Here is a 16,348-nt window from a genome sequence, read left to right as displayed (position 1 = left end):
ATACCTCAATATTTTCCCCATAGAGATGACTGGAATCTCGTCGCATTTAGGGGCAAGTTGCAGCTAGCTTCTAGGTTCAAAATGTCTCCGGTGCGCTTGACCCATTAAGAATTAAATTCGCCACGGGTCGCACCGCAAGGATGCCGAGTTTGGTGATTGATGTCGCCCAGTTCTTGATCAACAATCCCAGATCATCTTGGAGGAAGGATGAGTTAATAGCAATAAATTCTCATGTAATTTAAAATCAAAAATTACATTACAAAACTTTAAGATACGCCAGGGGCGAGGGTGATTAACTGGTCCGAAACCATAGAAAACCCTTGGCTAACCATAAACTTGACGTTCCATCAAGGGTTGTTTGTTTAAGAAATATAAAATAGGAGGAATTGGGGATGATAGCTCCAGAGAAATATAAATAAAATCTAAAGATTAGAAAATAAATCAAGAATGGGTAATTAAATAGAACAAATTCCACCATTTTTGATTTTTCCAAATTTATCAAATGTAGATCAGCTGAAATCACTAGTTTTCTTGCTGTCAGGTCAAGGAGAAAACCATGCTAGCCACAACTATGGGAGAAACCACCCTTGATAGCCTTGATGTCTTAGGGCTTGTTGTATGGCTAATGAGGCTCTCTTCAATGGCAAAGCCTAGGGTAAACAGGATCCACAGACAGCAGTTGAACTAGTGCAAGTAGGCCATCGGTATTAAAGGGTGCATTTTTAGACAATTTTTTTTCGAACCATACTATAAAGGGTGTTGACATGTTAACAAAAATTAACGAAACCATCAAACCAAGCTTTGCCGTAGTCTGGAAAACGCTATCATCTGTGCTCCTTGGGATTGCCCATAATTTCCAAGCTATAAAAACCAGGTTTTCCGGAATCTTCTTTAACGAGGTCAACCTAGATTTGATATCTGAGGAAGACAATTGTGAACCCAACCCAGTCATAAAGGTATCAATGTTGACTAATGCTGGCTTGGGCAGTGTGCCGTACTACTGCTTCTTTTGGAAAGGTTGAAGCAGTGCAAGTAGGCCATGGGTATTAAAGGGTGCATTTTTAGACAATTTTTTTTCAATCTATACTATAAAGGGTGTTGACATGCTAACAACAATTAACGAAACCATCAAACCAACCTTTGCTGTCGTCTGGCAAAAGCTGTCATCTGTGCTAGTGGGGATTGCCCATAATTTCCAGGCAATAAAAACCAGGGTTTCAGGCATCTTCTTTAACGAGGTCAACCTAGATTTGATATCTGAGGAAGACAATTGTGAACCCAACCCAGTCATAAAGGTATCAATTTTGACTAATGCTGGCTTGGGCAGTGTACCGTACTACTGCTTCTTGTGGGAAGAACGTAAACTTTACTGATTCCACCTAGTCCAGGCTCGCAGAAATAAGTCACCACTTTCATCTACAGAGGTCGGAGCTGGTCATTTTACTTATTTTGGTTTCCCCTGCACTAGTACTAAGTTTCCTTGACAGTATACTACATTATACCAATTAACGAGAATCCCTGCCTTGCTGAAGGTAGGGATTCTCGTTAATTCCTGGATTAATTGCACATCAATTTCATCTGGCCATCTCCCGATCTGGCCATCTTCCGATCTGGCCATCTGCACCTGTAGCCTTACTTTCACGAATTTGTATTGCTTGGATAGCGCCATAGCTGATTAGGCGGTAAGCTGAGAAGGAGCTGTTGGTGTAACCAACAGTGTGTTAACTGTGGTCTACGGATTGGTCTACGGATTTGAAAACTGGGATCAAACGGCATTCACCCTTTCAGTGATGGAGGTGGCAAACTAGAAGAAATGGATTTAACAAATCGGGGGAGGCAAGAGTGGTTTCGTCTCCGGGACGAAATTCCCCATTCTTCAAAAAGGTGGGGATGGATACTCCCCCTCAAGAGTTGTCAAAGCGTGTTATTTGGCACTAATTTAGTATTGGTTGTTGACCCGCCTGACTGTCTCGGAACAGATAACCGTTCGTAGCGGTAAGACGCTTGGTACAAAAAGAGCAGAGTTCAGGGAAGACTCTTGCCCCAGCTGGTTGACGATTGTTGTCATACCAAGGTGAGAGTGGCGAGTTGAGTTTAGGACTGTGGGACGCGGTTCTGAGCCTGTGGAGGGACAGTAAGACCAATTTGTACAAGTACAAAAAGGCGTGACCCATTGAAGCGGGAAGCTCCGAAGACGAATAAAACCGTCTCTCCATGAGCTGAGTTAAGGGCGCGCCCCAATCTCAGTGAAGCGGATTGGGGTAGTTCACGTAGGGGAGTTGATCTTGGCACGTAAGATAGAGCCTCTATGGGAAGCACAAGATGACCAAAAATAGTGGGTCTCAAGCCCCGCCCTTCTAGGCAGGCTTTAAAAATCCTATGTCTTTGAATTAAGGCGCTTTCGTTAGCTCAAGAATGTCATCTAGTTGAGACTTGGAGGTGAGCAAAGTGTTCAATCTAACCTACGAGTTCAAATTAAAACCTAACGCTAAGCAAGTATCTTTGTTTGAAAACTGGCTTGAACAGTGTCGCAAAGTTTATAACTATGGACTAGGGGAAAGAAAGGATTGGTATAAATCTCGTAGTTGTGTAATTAACGCTTGCTCTGTCCGTAGTGAGTACATCATTTCAGCCGATACTAAACGTCCCACTTATGCCAGTCAGTGCCGTGGGTTAACTGCTGCTAGGAAAGCTATTGAAGAGCTTAGAGCTGTTCAAGTCCATGTTTTGCAGCAAACCCTCAAAAGACTAGAAAAAGCCTTTGTTAATATATGGGAGCAAGGGCATGGTTTTCCCCGCTTCAAGAAGCAGGGGCAAATGCGGTCTTTTGTCTTTCCACAACTAGGAGTCAAACCGGTTGAATCCGGGAGAGTCAAATTACCCAAGATTGGCTGGGTGAAGATGTGGCAATCACGGGAAATACCCGCAGATGCTGTAATCAAGCAAGCCAGGGTGGTCAGGCGTGCTACTGGCTGGTATGTAATGTTGACTTTGCAATGGGATGTGGATATTCCCCAGATTATGCCTCATGGGGAACCATTGGGTGTTGACGTGGGAATTACACATTTTGCAGCCGTCAGCAACGGTAAATTGTTTCCTAATCCGCGCCCTTTTAAGCGCCTCGAACGCAAGCTTAAATTGCTGCAGATGAAGGTAAGTAGGAAGCGTATTGGAAGTAGTAACCGTCGCAAAGCACAAGCAAAAGTCAGTAAGTTACACGAACGAATCGCTAACGTCAGGAAGAATTACCATTGGGAATTAGCTCATAATCTTTGTGATTGGGCTGGAATGATCTTTGTTGTTGGCGAAGCCTGTCCGAAGGACATAGATCTAAGCCTGAAAGGATTGGCCAGGGGTATGCTGGGTAAGCACTGTTTAGATGCAGGATGGGGTCAGTTTTTCCAAATACTAGAGCAGTGCTGCTTTAAACGTGGAGTTTACTTCCAAAAAGTAGACTCTAAAAAGACTAGCCAAATTTGCCCCAATTGTTTAACTGAAACTGGCAAAAAGACCTTGGCTGAGCGTGTCCATCATTGTGAAAATTGCGGTTATACCACAGATAGAGATGTGGCAGCCGCTCAAGTAGTCTGCCTACGTGGGCTTGCAGCCGTGGGACACACGGTCAAGATGCTTTCTGAGGGCAAGTTCGTTGGAATCCCTGGGAAGAAAGAATCCCCGCGCCTTAAGGCCCGGGGAGTGTCAACAACAGAGAAAGGACGTTCTGATGAAGCTTAAAAATCAAGACATGTTAGCACTGGTGTGGCGAAGCACTATTGTTTTGTCATTCTTCCTGTTGCCTGTTGGCCTTGGCAGTGCCCAATCCATCGAACCTGACCCTCCAAAACAGATAGTCGCTCAGGGCTCAAGTCAAAAGCCAGTTCAAACTGATGCAAATCTTAGCTTTAAGCGGGTGACGCTCCTGTCTAATGTTTTGCTGATTGTGCTGGTCACTCTGGTAGTGCTACTGGTGGCTGCGATCGCAGCGTTGTGGCTGCTAAGAAGGTCTGTGATTCGTGAGGTTGCCCAAATCGTGAGAGCTCACCTCAATGAACTGACTGACTTGGAAGATCAGATTGCCAGTGCTAATAAAAATGTTCAAAGTATCCTAGAAAAAACTGAAGACATTGCCTTGGATCTAGATCAGCAGGCGGCAGAGTTTAAAGAAGACCTAAGTGTTAAACGAGAAAATCTATCTAAGCTGCTATCCAAATTGTCTCAGTCCCAGCAACAGGCATTAACGACAATCAAGACGCAAAAAAACGATACTCAACAAGAGCTAGAACAATTAGAGACTGACTTGGCATCAAGACTGTCTAAACTCGAGCAAGACGCTAAAAAGCAACGGGATAGTTTTCTGAAGTATCTAGAAAACTTAAGCGCTGAGTTTGCCCCCCAATTATCTGAACTCAAGGGGGATGTGCAAGGCCAGAAAGAGATAATACTGAAGAAACTGAATCAATTAGAGACTGAGTTTGGCTCCGAACTGTCTGACCTGAAAGAAACTGCGGCAAACCAAAAGGACTTAACTTTAAAAGATTTCGAAAAATTAGGTGCTGAATTTACTCCAGAATTATCGAAAATCCGGGCGGATGTGCAAGGCCAGAAAGAGATAATACTGAAGAAACTGAAGCAATCAGAGACTGAGTTTGGCTCCGAACTGTCTGACTTGAAAGCCAAGGCTCAAAAACAAAGCAAAGATTACCTGCAAACCCTAGAAAAATCAAGTGCTGACTTTGCTCCTAAACTATCTGAACTTCAGGGGAATGTACAAGAACATAAGGATAAAGTCCTGCAGCAACTAAATCAATCAGAGTCTGATTTTGCTGTTGAACTGTCTGAGCTGAAGGCAAAGGCTGATCAAGAAAGGAACAGTTACCTCAAGAATCTAGAAAAACTCACCTCTGATTTTGCTCCTCAACTATCTTTACTCAAAGCCAATGTCCAAGGGCATCAAGATAAAGTATTGGAGAAACTGAACCAATCAGAGACAGAGTTTGCATCAAAATTGTCTGAACTTGAAGCCAAGGCTCAACAGCAACGGGATTTAATACTAGAAAATCTAAAACAGCTAGAGACAGAGTTTACTCCTCAGCTATCTGAGATTAAGGTCGATGCTGAACAAAAAGCTCAACATAAAATCGATTTAGCCCTTCAGAAGCTAGAGCAATTAGAGACTGACATTACTGAACAAATCACAAAATATCAGTCGAAGATTGAAGGGGAAATCGATAATACTATCCAGCATCTGAAAGAGCTAGAGACTAACTTGAACACTCAGGTTTCTGACTCTCAGTCAGGAATTAAAACCCAGAAGGATCAGACCATTCAGAGTCTGGAAAAATTAGAAACAGAGGCTAAAACTCAACTTTCTGATTTACAGTCGGAGATTCAAAATCGAAAAGATATAATCCTTCAAAATCTGGACAAATTGGAAACAACCTTGGCGGCTCAGCTGTCTGAGGTCAAATCTGATGCTCAAACAGAGAAGGATAAGATTATACAACAACTAGCAGAGATTTCCCCAACATCCATTGCAGAAGCTGCTCTGTCTGAAGTGCTGCAAAACACTCAAACTCTGACGGAACAATTAGAACGCCTCAAATCGAACCATCCTAAGTTGTTCTTGAATCCAGATGACTATGTGAATCAGGGGAATACTCTATTCTCTCAAGGGCAGTATCAAGATGCGATCGCTTCCTATGATCAAGCTCTTGACCTTCAACCGAATAACCCTGATATTTGGTACCAGCGAGGTATGGCATTATGGGAATTACAGCAGTATCAAGATGCGATCGCTTCCTATGACAAAGTAATTGAGATCAAGCCAGATGACCCAGATAGCTGGTATCAACGAGGTCTGGCTTTAATGGAACTGCGGCGGTATGAAGGAGCAGTGGTTGCTTTGAATAAGGTGGTTAAACTCAAGCAAGACCACTATAAAGCCTGGTTAAACCGGGGCATGACCCTAAGACGGTTGAGACGCTACGAAGATGCGATCGCTTCCTATGACAAGGCCTTAGAAATTCAGCCAAATTATCATCAAGCTTGGGTTGACCGAGGAGTCGCACTAGGCATGCTACAAAAGCATGAAGAGGCGTTTGGATCCTTCGACCAAGCTGTCCAAGTTCAGCCAGATAATACAGTAGCCTGGTTGAATCGAGGCATGGCTCTGGATGTATTAGAAAGATACCAAGAAGCTGTTGCCTCTTTTGACAAGGCTATTGAATTAAATCCCGACTCCCATAAAGCTTGGAATTACAGAGGTTCTACCTTAGTCAAGCTAGAACAGAATGATCAGGCATTGGAAAGCATTAATCGGGCTTTGGAGATTCAACCTGAGTATGCTGCTGGTTATTATAACAAAGCAATCGTTTATTCTTCCCAGGGTGGAGTGACTTTAGCTGTGGAAAACCTAGAGCAGGCGATTGAGCTAAATCCAAGGTATCGGGAAGAGGCCAGTAATGACCCGGATTTTGAGGCTATTTCAGAAGATGATCGGTTCTGGCAGTTGATTGGAAGCTAGAATCCTCTTGATCTCCTCGGTTCCTAAATTATTCCTATCCCATGCTTGCGATCAACTATGAACTAAAGTCTAGTTTAGTCTAGATTGAAATAGCAGGAAATCAGCTTGCACCAAGATATTTCTAGAATCCCAGATCATACAGCATGGTAGACCTGACCCCAAATCCTAGTTTCAGTTTGACTATTTGCTTAACATACCCCAACCGTGCCGGGATGTTAGCCAGCGTAACTCAAGCGATCGCATCTGTTGGCGGTCAATTGGGAGAAATTATGGTGGTGGAGAAAACTCGGAAAATTGCTACTCGTGAGATTACCGTAGATGCAGCTAGCAGTGAACACGCTGAACAGATTGTACAAGCAGTGTCAGAAGTTCGCGATGTCCAAATCCTAAATGTCTATGACCGCACCTTCAACCTCCATCGCGGTGGCAAAATCAGTGTCAACAGCAAAATCCCCCTCAAGCATCAATCTGAATTGGCTATGGCTTACACTCCTGGTGTAGGTCGGATTTGTAAAGCGATCGCATCTGACCCAGAACAGGTCTACTCCTTTACCATTAAAAGCAACATGGTTGCTGTGGTCACCGATGGCAGTGCAGTGTTGGGGTTGGGTAACTTAGGGCCAGAAGCCGCTTTGCCAGTGATGGAAGGTAAAGCAATGCTGTTCAAAGAATTTGCTGGTATTGATGCTTTTCCTATCTGCCTAGCTACCCAAGATACGGATCAGATCGTGGAAACCGTTAAAACTATCGCGCCGGTTTTTGGTGGTATTAACTTAGAAGATATCAGTGCTCCCCGTTGCTTTGATATTGAAGCCAGACTCCGGCAGGAATTAGATATTCCAGTCTTTCACGATGACCAGAACGGTACGGCTATTGTCACCCTTGCTGCCTTGACCAATGCCCTGAAGCTAGTCAAGAAATCCCTAGAAGATGTAAGAATTGTTATTAATGGAGCTGGCGCTGCCGGTATGGCAGTTGCCCGGTTACTCCGTAAAGCTGGTGCAGGTGCAATTTGGATATGCGACTCCCAAGGCATTATTTCCACTAAACGCCCTAACTTGACTGAGCAAAAGCAAGAATTTGCTGTGGATGCTTCGGGTACTCTGGCTGGTGCCATTGGTAATGCCGATGTATTTATTGGGGTGAGTGTACCTGGGGTTCTAACCCCAGACATGGTTAGGTCGATGGCAAATAAGCCCATTGTCATGGCCATGGCTAATCCTATCCCGGAAATTCAGCCAGAATTAGTAGTAGATGATGTAGCAGTAATGGCTACAGGTCGTAGTGACTATCCGAATCAGATTAATAATGTTCTGGCTTTTCCAGGGGTTTTTCGTGGCGCTATAGATTGTCGGGCGTCAACCATTACCGTCAATATGTGTCTCGAAGCAGCTTTTGCGATCGCATCCCTGATTAATCCCAGTGATTTAGATCGAGAACATATTATTCCCTCTGTCTTTGATGAGCGAGTCGCTCCTGCGGTTGCTGCTGCGGTGCAAAGGGCAGCACGTCAGGATGGTGTAGCATGCCATTAAGTAGTTGTATTTGAATAATTTCATAATTGAGCTCTAGAAATTAGCTATTCTGATCGCATTTAATCTATTTTTTGAGGCAGGACTGATGATTGTAACCACTACTGATGTTATTCAAGGTGCGATTGTTGAAGAGTATTTAGGCATTGTCACTGCTGAGGTAGTTTACGGCACCAATGCACTGCGGGATTTCTTTGCCGGTATTCGAGATTTAATTGGGGGACGTACTGGCAGTTATGAAAAAGTCTTTGAAAAAGGACACCAAGAAGCCCTCCAAGAATTAAAACAACGTGCCTCACAACTAGGAGCAGATGCTGTGATTGGCATTGCTATGGATACTGGCACAATTAACGTTGATGAAAAGGGGGTGCTGCTACTGATTACTGCAACTGGCACAGCCATCAAAATCAAGAATTAAGGGGTGCTTGACAGTTGACGGGTACCCGTCAACTGTGGTTTAACTAAATCTGCTAAATTTCCTTGACAACTCATACTCGTTACGACTACGATTAAAGAGTGACAATCATAAAGGAATGAGTAAGACAAGATGGTTATCAATCAAGTACCCGACGTAGTATTTAAGACCAGAGTCAGAGATGAGTCAGTTGCTGGACCCAATCCCTTCCGCTGGCAAGACCGCACTACACAGGAAATTTTTGGCGGTAAGCGTATCGTGCTATTTTCCCTTCCTGGTGCCTTCACACCCACCTGTTCATCAACCCACTTACCCCGCTATGAAGAACTCTTTGATGAGATCAAAGCACAAGGGGTTGATCAAGTGATCTGCTTATCGGTCAACGATGCCTTCGTGATGTTCCAGTGGGGCAAACAGCAAGGGGTTCAGAATATCTTCTTGCTACCCGATGGTAATGGGGAATTCACCCGCAAAATGGGGATGTTGGTAGAAAAAGATAATCTCGGTTTTGGTATGCGTTCTTGGCGTTACTCTATGGTGGTAGATGACGGCAAGATTGAAAAAATGTTTGTAGAACCAGGCTATGAAGATAACTGCCCTACTGATCCCTTCGAGGTCTCAGATGCAGATACAATGCTCAACTACTTGAAATCAGCTAAAAAGTAACATCCCTCCGACCTTACTTAAGGCTTTATCAGTAGAGGCGTTACCTGCAATGCCTCTACTGTTTTCAGTTTGGTGCATAAGTCCTGATAATCGTGGATTTACTTGAGAGTTAAACAAAAATTATTATTTTGGGGGATCAGTAAAATTTTCCCTCCGAACGCCTATTGCGTTTATCTAGATAATATAAGTAATCTTTCCACGGAATAGTAATTCAGAAGTTTGGGGGAGTCATGAGCTACGATTTTGATTTATTCGTTATTGGTGCAGGTTCCGGAGGAATTGCTACAGCTAGACGAGCTGCCGAATATGGGGCAAAAGTAGGCATTGCAGAATTTGACCGTTTAGGTGGAACTTGCGTAAATCGTGGCTGCATTCCTAAGAAGCTGATGGTTTATGCCTCCCATTTTCCTGATCAATTTGAAGAGGCACAGGGATATGGCTGGAGTAAGGTACACAGTACCCTGGACTGGACAACAATGATCACAGCAGTCAATCAGGAAACAGAACGCCTCAATGGCATTTACCAACGTATGTTGGATAACTCCAAGGTAGAACTGTTTCAGGGTTATGCTAAGTTCGTGGATTCCCACACCATAGAAATTGGCGGACGCAAAGTAACTGCCCAGAAAATCTTGATTGCAGTAGGAGGACATCCAGTCAAGCCCGATATTCCCGGAATTGAAAACGCGATTACCTCTGATGATATCTTCCACCTCAAGGAACAACCGAAGCGGATCGTGATTCTTGGGGGTGGCTATATTGGTGTCGAGTTTGCCTGTATTCTCAATGGCTTAGGCTCTGAGGTCACCGTGGTTATTCGTCGTGATCAGATTTTACGGGGATTTGATGCGGAAATCGGTTCCGAGATTCAACAAGCCATGGAGAACCATGGGATTCGGGTGTTAAATAACAGTAGGATCATCGCTATTGAAAACACATCAGCCGGTCTGAATGTAACGGTACAAGGACAATCACAAACAACTATAATTGCTGATGCAGTCAGTTTAGCTGCCACAGGTCGTAGACCCAATATCGAGAATCTAGGTTTAGAGAATACTGGAGTAGCAATTGAGAACGGTGCGATCGCAGTCGATAAGTACAGTCTTACCACAGAAGACCATATCTTTGCCGTAGGGGATTGTACTAACCGCATGAACTTAACTCCTGTTGCGATTAATGAAGGTCGTGCCTTTGCCGATACCGTATTTGGTGGCAAATCCCGGATCATGAGCTACGAGAATGTCCCAACCGCAATTTTCACCACACCCGAAGCAGCTACGGTTGGTCTAAGTGAGGCCGAAGCACGGGAGAAATATGGGGATGCGGTAAAAGTCTATCGTTCTCGGTTCAGACCGATGTACTATACCCTACCCGGTCGGGATGAAAAAACCCTGATGAAGTTAGTGGTTGACCAAAACACTGACAAAGTCTTGGGTGCTCATATGGTAGGAGACCATGCAGCAGAGATTATTCAAGGAATTGCGATCGCATTGAAAACCGGAGCTACCAAAGCTAACTTTGATGCTACTGTTGGCATTCATCCCAGTTCTGCAGAAGAGTTTGTCACAATGCGCTAAGGGACTCAAAAATTTCAATACAGTTGTAACTAGGGCGTGAACACACGCCCTAGTTTCGTACTATAGCGCTTTCACATCACAGAGGTGTGAAAATTTATAGCAATTCAATTCACGAATGCCTCTAATAAGGCATTATTGCTAAGTGCTTAAATTCTTTGAGTTCTCAATATCAACACTACTGAATCAGAATAAATCCTAAAAAAGCCCCTAGAACTGTATTATCAGGAAGGAATGGCTGCGCCAAGAAACTCAATACATCTGAGTTAAACATCAGCATCTAGTGGTAGAAAGCCCAAGTTTCCCCATGTCATCTTTACAAAAATTAGAAAAATTCGTCAAAATACCTAATAAAGTTAAAACCCGCCGCATTCTTTGGTTTGAACGATTAATGGCGATCATCGCCTTGATTAATCTGCTTTTAGTGTTCTTTGACCTCAGCTATATCCCCTTAAGGGATTTCTGGCTACATCAGAAAATTCAGGTATTTAGCTTTAGCATTGGTCCGATCAAATCCAAAGGCTTTCCACTCTCGATTCCCATTCCTGATATCACTCCGTTATACGACCCAGTTAAAGGTATTGAAGACAACCTAGATACTAAAAAATATTTGGACAAAGTTGAGCAACTGGAAAACCAGATTCAAAACATAGGATTCTCGTCTATAGAAGTAGAAAAAAAACTCAAGGAGCTGCGCGAACTTAGCTCAGAAATGATTGACACGAATCCTTTTCAAGTAGCCAATAAAACTGGCAACTTGGAAAAGATTAAAAATAAGATGCGTAAGCACATACCAAATCCTAACAATTCAGCAAAAGAGTCATTTAGTCAGTTTTGGACTCAAAAGTATTTAGCCAGTCATAGTCAAGAGGAAGGTTTGGGATTTTTCAACACCGAGATTAAACCCTTAATCGACACTAACTATTACCGTCCAATTGGAGAAAATGGCGAATTCATAGACCTATTCGGACTGATTGATTTCCCATTTTTTATCTTATTTGGTACGGAGTTTTTGGCTCGTACCTGGTTGATCAGTCGCCGTCACACTGGACTCAAGTGGCAAAATGCGATGCTGTGGCGCTGGTATGACATATTTTTTATAATACCCTTATGGCGGTGGTTACGAATTATTCCCATTACTATTCGTTTAGATCAAGCTAAATTAATAGACCTGAGTGCCATTAGCAAAGAAATCCGCTCCGGATTTGTTGCCAGTATTGCTCAAGAGATGACGGAAGTGGTCGTGATTCAATTTATTAACGAAGTTCAGGACTCCATTAGCCAGGGTGAAATTACCAAATGGTTGTCTCAACAGGAAGTCCGCCCCTACATTGACCTTAATGACACTGATGAAGTTTCAGAACTCACCAGCATGATGGTAAAGATGACAGTTGATCAAGTGTTACCCAAAATCCGCCCTGATCTAGAGGCTCTCATGAAACATTATGTGGACATGGGGTTTCAACAGTCCACACTTTATCAGGGACTTCAGAATCTACCAGGACTAGGAGAATTTCAGAAGCAGCTAACAGAGGAATTGGTGAAAAACATTTTTGAGGCACTCTATGATGGGATTAATGCTCTGATACAAGAAGACCCAGTTGCCGACGAACTCCTGCAACACCTACTCAAAAATTTAAGAGAAGCCTTAGGGGCAGAAATTAAGACCAAGGATAGATTACAAGAGATTCAGTATTTGATTACAGCTTGGTTAGAGGAATTTAAAGTAAATTATGTCCGGCGTTTATCTGAAGAAGACTTAGATAAAATTTTAGATGAAACCAGAGCAATTCGTCAAAAATTTCAGTAATAGTACTATAGAAGTTTTTAATTGGGTTAGCTACTTTCGTACTATATTTTAGGAAACAACAGCGGATTATCAGAACATGTAAGAGAGAATAGCAAATAAGGAATATAAAAAAAATAGTAGATCATAGCTATTAAAAACACTATAATTAAATAAAAAAAATAACGCTAGTAAATTATTGCTTAAGTATTATTATCTATTGACATATTTATAACAGTTTAATGCTTGAATTTAGTATAATATATGCAGGATAAAAAACAGAAAAAATTTTTATTATTGTAAATATTGAAATAAACTCATAAAGTTTGACCGAATAATGACCATAAGCTAAAATACTTATTGGTCAACAAAAATCAAGTTGACTTCTAGGGTCAGCTTGCTCTAAAGTGCGCTTTCCGTTCTTCGTAGGAGACGCGGGGCGCGTTTCTCCGTAGGAGACGCTACGCGAACGGTGAATTTAATTCGCCACGGGTCGCACCTGAGGAAATAGGGCTGTGAAGTGGGAAAGTGCTAACGCACCAGACACCAAGCAGGGATTAGACTTCAAAACTACCCATGTTCAAGTTTTGATCAGGCCAGCATTTGAGTTGCTAATTGCGTTAGACTCAAACATAGCACTAGACATTGGGCTTGTGCTATGTAGATGTCCATAAGCTTTTGGGCGGTTAGACTTCTTGGAAAAGAATTTGCCATGAAGTGGGTTGACCCCACTTTTTTTATTGGATTGGTGCCATGACTCATCCCCTGATTCCACAACTAATCGATTTAGCCACGCCATTGGCTCAAGATTTAGGATTAGAGATTGTAGAGGCTCTCTTCCAGACCAACAGACGCCCACCCGTGCTGCGTGTCTATATCCGCAATCCCATTCGTGACACTAGCTTGGATGACTGTGAACGCATGAGTCGTGCTTTAGAAGCTCAGTTAGATGCTAAGGACATCATTTTAGACACCTACGTTTTGGAAATTTCCAGTCCTGGGATCACACAGGACTTAAGCACAGACCGAGAATTCATTTCTTTCAAAGGGTTTGGTGTGATTGTTCAGACATCTGAACCTTATCAGGGGCAGCAAGAGTGGCGTGGGCAGTTAATTCGCCGGGATGAGAGCGGAGTTTATCTCAATCTCAAGGGTCGCGCGTTTGCCATTCCCCGTCAGCTCGTGTCCAGAGTAAAACTCGATGATGGGGGTTAAATTTTGCTTGAAGGTTGGTAGGGGGGCAGTACTTGTAAATACAATGGCTCGACTATAGATATACAAGTGCTTCTGCCCTAGAAGCTTCAAGATTGAGGATTGAAGTTTAACTTGATTTACTTTAAATCCCAACACAATTGCCATGGATAGATTTAAGACGGAGATTTGCTGATGTCAATAGTTAGTTTGCCTGGACTTAAGGCAATGATAGAAGAAATTAGTCAAAGCCACAATATACCTAAGTCTGCAGTTCAACAGGCATTAAGAGAAGCACTGCTAAAAGGCTATGAGCGCTATCGCCGTTCTCAACGGCTAGACCAACGATTTCATTTTGACGAAGAATATTTTGACAACTTTGAAGTCGATCTTGATATTGAAGAAGAAGGCTTCCGCGTTTTGTCTACCAAAACCATTGTCGAAGAGGTACAAAATAGTGACCATCAAATTTCTCTCAAAGAAGTCCAGGAAGTTGCCTCTGAAGCACAATTGGGAGATTCAGTGGTTTTGGATGTGACTCCAGACCAAGGAGAGTTTGGTCGCATGGCAGCGATTCAAACCAAGCAGGTGCTCTCTCAAAAACTCCGAGACCAACAGCGTAAGCTGATTAAGGAAGAGTTTCAAGACCTAGAAGGAACTGTTCTGCAATCTCGATCACTACGGTTTGAGCAGCAGTCTGTTATTATGGCACTCAGCAGTGGTTTTGGTCGGCCAGAGGTAGAAGCCGAACTGCCCAAACGGGAACAGCTCCCCAATGATAACTATCGCATTAACTCCACCTTTAAGGTTTATCTCAAAAAAGTCCGGGAAGGCCCTCACCGTGGTCCTCAGCTGGTGGTATCCAGAGCGGCAGCTGGTTTAGTGGTCTATCTGTTTGCCAACGAAGTCCCAGAAATAGAAGATGAGGTGGTAAGGATTGTTGCAGTGGCACGGGAAGCTAATCCTCCTTCTCGTCATGTCGGACCAAGGACTAAAATTGCTGTAGATACCCTGGAGCGAGATGTAGATCCGGTGGGAGCTTGCATTGGTGCTAGAGGTTCCCGCATTCAAGTGGTGGTGAATGAACTACGAGGTGAAAAAATCGACGTAATTCGTTGGTCTCCTGACCCATCTACCTATATTGCTAACGCTCTTAGCCCAGCCCAAGTGGATCAAGTGCTACTAGTTAATCCAGAAGAACGTCAAGCCCATGTTTTAGTAGCAGAAGACCAGCTCAGTTTAGCTATAGGCAAAGAGGGACAAAATGTTCGCCTTGCCGCCCGCCTTACAGGCTGGAAGATTGACATTAAAGATGCTGCGGAATACAAAAAAGAGACTACAGACATCTCTAAACAGGATACCCTAGAAGAAGATGTCGATAGCAATGAGTTAAAGGAAGATTACGAAGAAGGAGTAGAAATGCCAGAAAATGTACTGGATCCTGAGCCAGTGCTTGATTTGATTACTCAAGAAGAAGAAGAATGAGGAATTTTAGGGGTTCACCCTGAGGTGAGGAAAGTTTGGCCAAGGTTGAGACTGGTTATGGTATAAAATACTACACCTAAGCTTGTCGGTTTAGAATGGTAGTGGGGTGCGCGGTATCAGCTTTGGTCAAGAATTGTTTGACAGTTTTCTTCCAAACCAATGACTTATTCAATCCTTCCACTTCTGCGCTCGTTAGTCTACCCCCCCTACTTCAGGTGGGTGTGGTGATTTTCTTCTTGTGTTAGTCATCCGAGTCTCAAGGGTGTGAGTATCTCTACTACTATAGTTTTTCATTTTCTGCTCACACCACCGGGCACGCCCATACCAGTTTTACCGGCGTTGCTGAATCAAGGAATGAATGCGCGACATTTGGTTTTGGTCAAGCCCCCGTTGGTCCCCCAAATTTGATACTGCTGGCGAATTTAACATTTAGTAATATCAGCCTGAAGACAGCAGTCTTTATAGCCCCCCAACCCCCAATTCTGGGGGAGAATTAACTTAAAGTTACCCATCTGCTACTCTTGTGTAAACAAATATTAATTTCGCCAACGGTATCAAATTTGGGGGACGCAAGAAAGTCTTGTTCCCCCCAAGCGAGCAATCCCTCGCTTGGGGGGCTAGGGGGGCAAAACCATACCCAGAATCAGCAACGCCGTTTTACCGGCCTCTGGCATTGATTTTTGGTTTCATTGGGTAACTCAATCAGATAAACAGGGCGTTTGCCCAATCGCAAACGCCCAACAAGCCTCCATCTACCGTACCCTTTAAAGAAGGAGGACTTTTGAGATTTTCCAAACCGAAAACCCTTATGAAACCCAACTATAGACGTTGTCTTAGCTGCCGGAAAGTAGCACCAAAACAGGAGTTTTGGCGTATTGTCCGAGTCTATCCGTCACGAAAGGTACAATTAGATCAGGGTATGGGTCGTTCAGCTTACTTATGTCCTCAACTGAGTTGCCTAGCGGCGGCTCAAAAGAAAAACCGACTGGGGCGATCACTGCGTGCATCGGTGCCAAAAAATCTGTACGACACTTTATGGCAGCGTTTAGCTACCATGCCAAGCAAACCCAATTTAGGTAATTAAAGGGTGAATCTAGCTGCACAAGCTTCCATGTATGTTCGTCCGGTGAACATAAGTAATCGTTAGGATACAAAGGAAGTCATTAGTTCTATTGA

The 16,348-nt window shown here is 43.4% G+C and carries 13 protein-coding genes; 12 read left to right on the top strand and 1 reads right to left on the bottom strand.

Going from position 1 to position 16,348, the window contains the following annotated elements:
* The first annotated feature begins 764 nt into the window (after nucleotides 1-764).
* Both BJP34_RS32505 and BJP34_RS32500 read left to right on the top strand, forming a co-directional pair.
* Nucleotides 765-1,022 (top strand): hypothetical protein, encoded by a 258-nt coding sequence (locus BJP34_RS32505; RefSeq protein ID WP_070395900.1) that lies wholly within the window; start codon nucleotides 765-767, stop codon nucleotides 1,020-1,022.
* Between the two features lie 81 nt (nucleotides 1,023-1,103).
* Nucleotides 1,104-1,373: a hypothetical protein gene (locus BJP34_RS32500; RefSeq protein ID WP_070395899.1), complete on the top strand. Its 270-nt coding sequence runs from the start codon at nucleotides 1,104-1,106 to the stop codon at nucleotides 1,371-1,373.
* Nucleotides 1,374-1,444: 71 nt separating this feature from the next.
* On the opposite strand, the gene BJP34_RS32495 is transcribed toward BJP34_RS32500, so the two are convergent.
* Entirely contained in the window at nucleotides 1,445-1,642 is a 198-nt protein-coding gene (locus BJP34_RS32495) for a hypothetical protein (RefSeq protein WP_149031297.1), read from the bottom strand.
* A gap of 806 nt (nucleotides 1,643-2,448) precedes the next feature.
* On the opposite strand from BJP34_RS32495, the gene BJP34_RS32490 reads away from it, so the two are divergent.
* The 10 genes from BJP34_RS32490 (at nucleotide 2,449) to BJP34_RS32445 (ending at nucleotide 16,256) form a co-directional block, all read left to right on the top strand.
* Nucleotides 2,449-3,735, top strand: coding sequence for an RNA-guided endonuclease InsQ/TnpB family protein (locus BJP34_RS32490; protein ID WP_070395897.1), 1,287 nt, complete (start codon nucleotides 2,449-2,451; stop codon nucleotides 3,733-3,735).
* The gene (locus BJP34_RS32485; RefSeq protein WP_083305464.1) at nucleotides 3,725-6,523 is read left to right on the top strand and encodes a tetratricopeptide repeat protein; all 2,799 of its coding nucleotides are present in this window, start codon (nucleotides 3,725-3,727) and stop codon (nucleotides 6,521-6,523) included. Before BJP34_RS32490 ends, BJP34_RS32485 begins: the two co-directional genes overlap by 11 nt.
* A 143-nt stretch (nucleotides 6,524-6,666) precedes the next feature.
* On the top strand, nucleotides 6,667-8,058 hold the full coding sequence (locus BJP34_RS32480) for an NAD-dependent malic enzyme (RefSeq protein WP_070395896.1): 1,392 nt from the start codon (nucleotides 6,667-6,669) through the stop codon (nucleotides 8,056-8,058).
* An 85-nt stretch (nucleotides 8,059-8,143) separates the two neighbouring features.
* On the top strand, nucleotides 8,144-8,473 hold the full coding sequence (locus BJP34_RS32475; protein ID WP_070395895.1) for a YbjQ family protein: 330 nt from the start codon (nucleotides 8,144-8,146) through the stop codon (nucleotides 8,471-8,473).
* Between the two features lie 129 nt (nucleotides 8,474-8,602).
* Nucleotides 8,603-9,136 (top strand): peroxiredoxin, encoded by a 534-nt coding sequence (locus BJP34_RS32470; RefSeq protein WP_070395894.1) that lies wholly within the window; start codon nucleotides 8,603-8,605, stop codon nucleotides 9,134-9,136.
* Between the two features lie 230 nt (nucleotides 9,137-9,366).
* A complete protein-coding gene (gene gor / locus BJP34_RS32465) occupies nucleotides 9,367-10,713 on the top strand; it encodes a glutathione-disulfide reductase (protein ID WP_070395893.1) in 1,347 nt (448 codons plus the stop codon).
* A 304-nt stretch (nucleotides 10,714-11,017) separates the two neighbouring features.
* Entirely contained in the window at nucleotides 11,018-12,520 is a 1,503-nt protein-coding gene (locus tag BJP34_RS32460) for a hypothetical protein (RefSeq protein WP_070395892.1), read from the top strand.
* A 729-nt stretch (nucleotides 12,521-13,249) separates the two neighbouring features.
* Nucleotides 13,250-13,711, top strand: a complete 462-nt coding sequence (gene rimP / locus BJP34_RS32455) for a ribosome maturation factor RimP (protein WP_070395891.1) — start codon at nucleotides 13,250-13,252, stop codon at nucleotides 13,709-13,711.
* Between the two features lie 171 nt (nucleotides 13,712-13,882).
* The gene (gene nusA / locus BJP34_RS32450; protein ID WP_070395890.1) at nucleotides 13,883-15,172 is read left to right on the top strand and encodes a transcription termination factor NusA; all 1,290 of its coding nucleotides are present in this window, start codon (nucleotides 13,883-13,885) and stop codon (nucleotides 15,170-15,172) included.
* A gap of 808 nt (nucleotides 15,173-15,980) precedes the next feature.
* Entirely contained in the window at nucleotides 15,981-16,256 is a 276-nt protein-coding gene (locus BJP34_RS32445; protein ID WP_070395889.1) for a YlxR family protein, read from the top strand.
* The last annotated feature ends 92 nt before the right edge of the window (nucleotides 16,257-16,348 follow it).

The sequence above is a fragment of the Moorena producens PAL-8-15-08-1 genome (genome assembly GCF_001767235.1).
Taxonomy (GTDB): Bacteria; Cyanobacteriota; Cyanobacteriia; order Cyanobacteriales; family Coleofasciculaceae; genus Moorena; species Moorena producens_A.
Note: the sequence above shows the minus strand (reverse complement) of the source record. Positions and strands in the feature narration are given on the sequence as shown.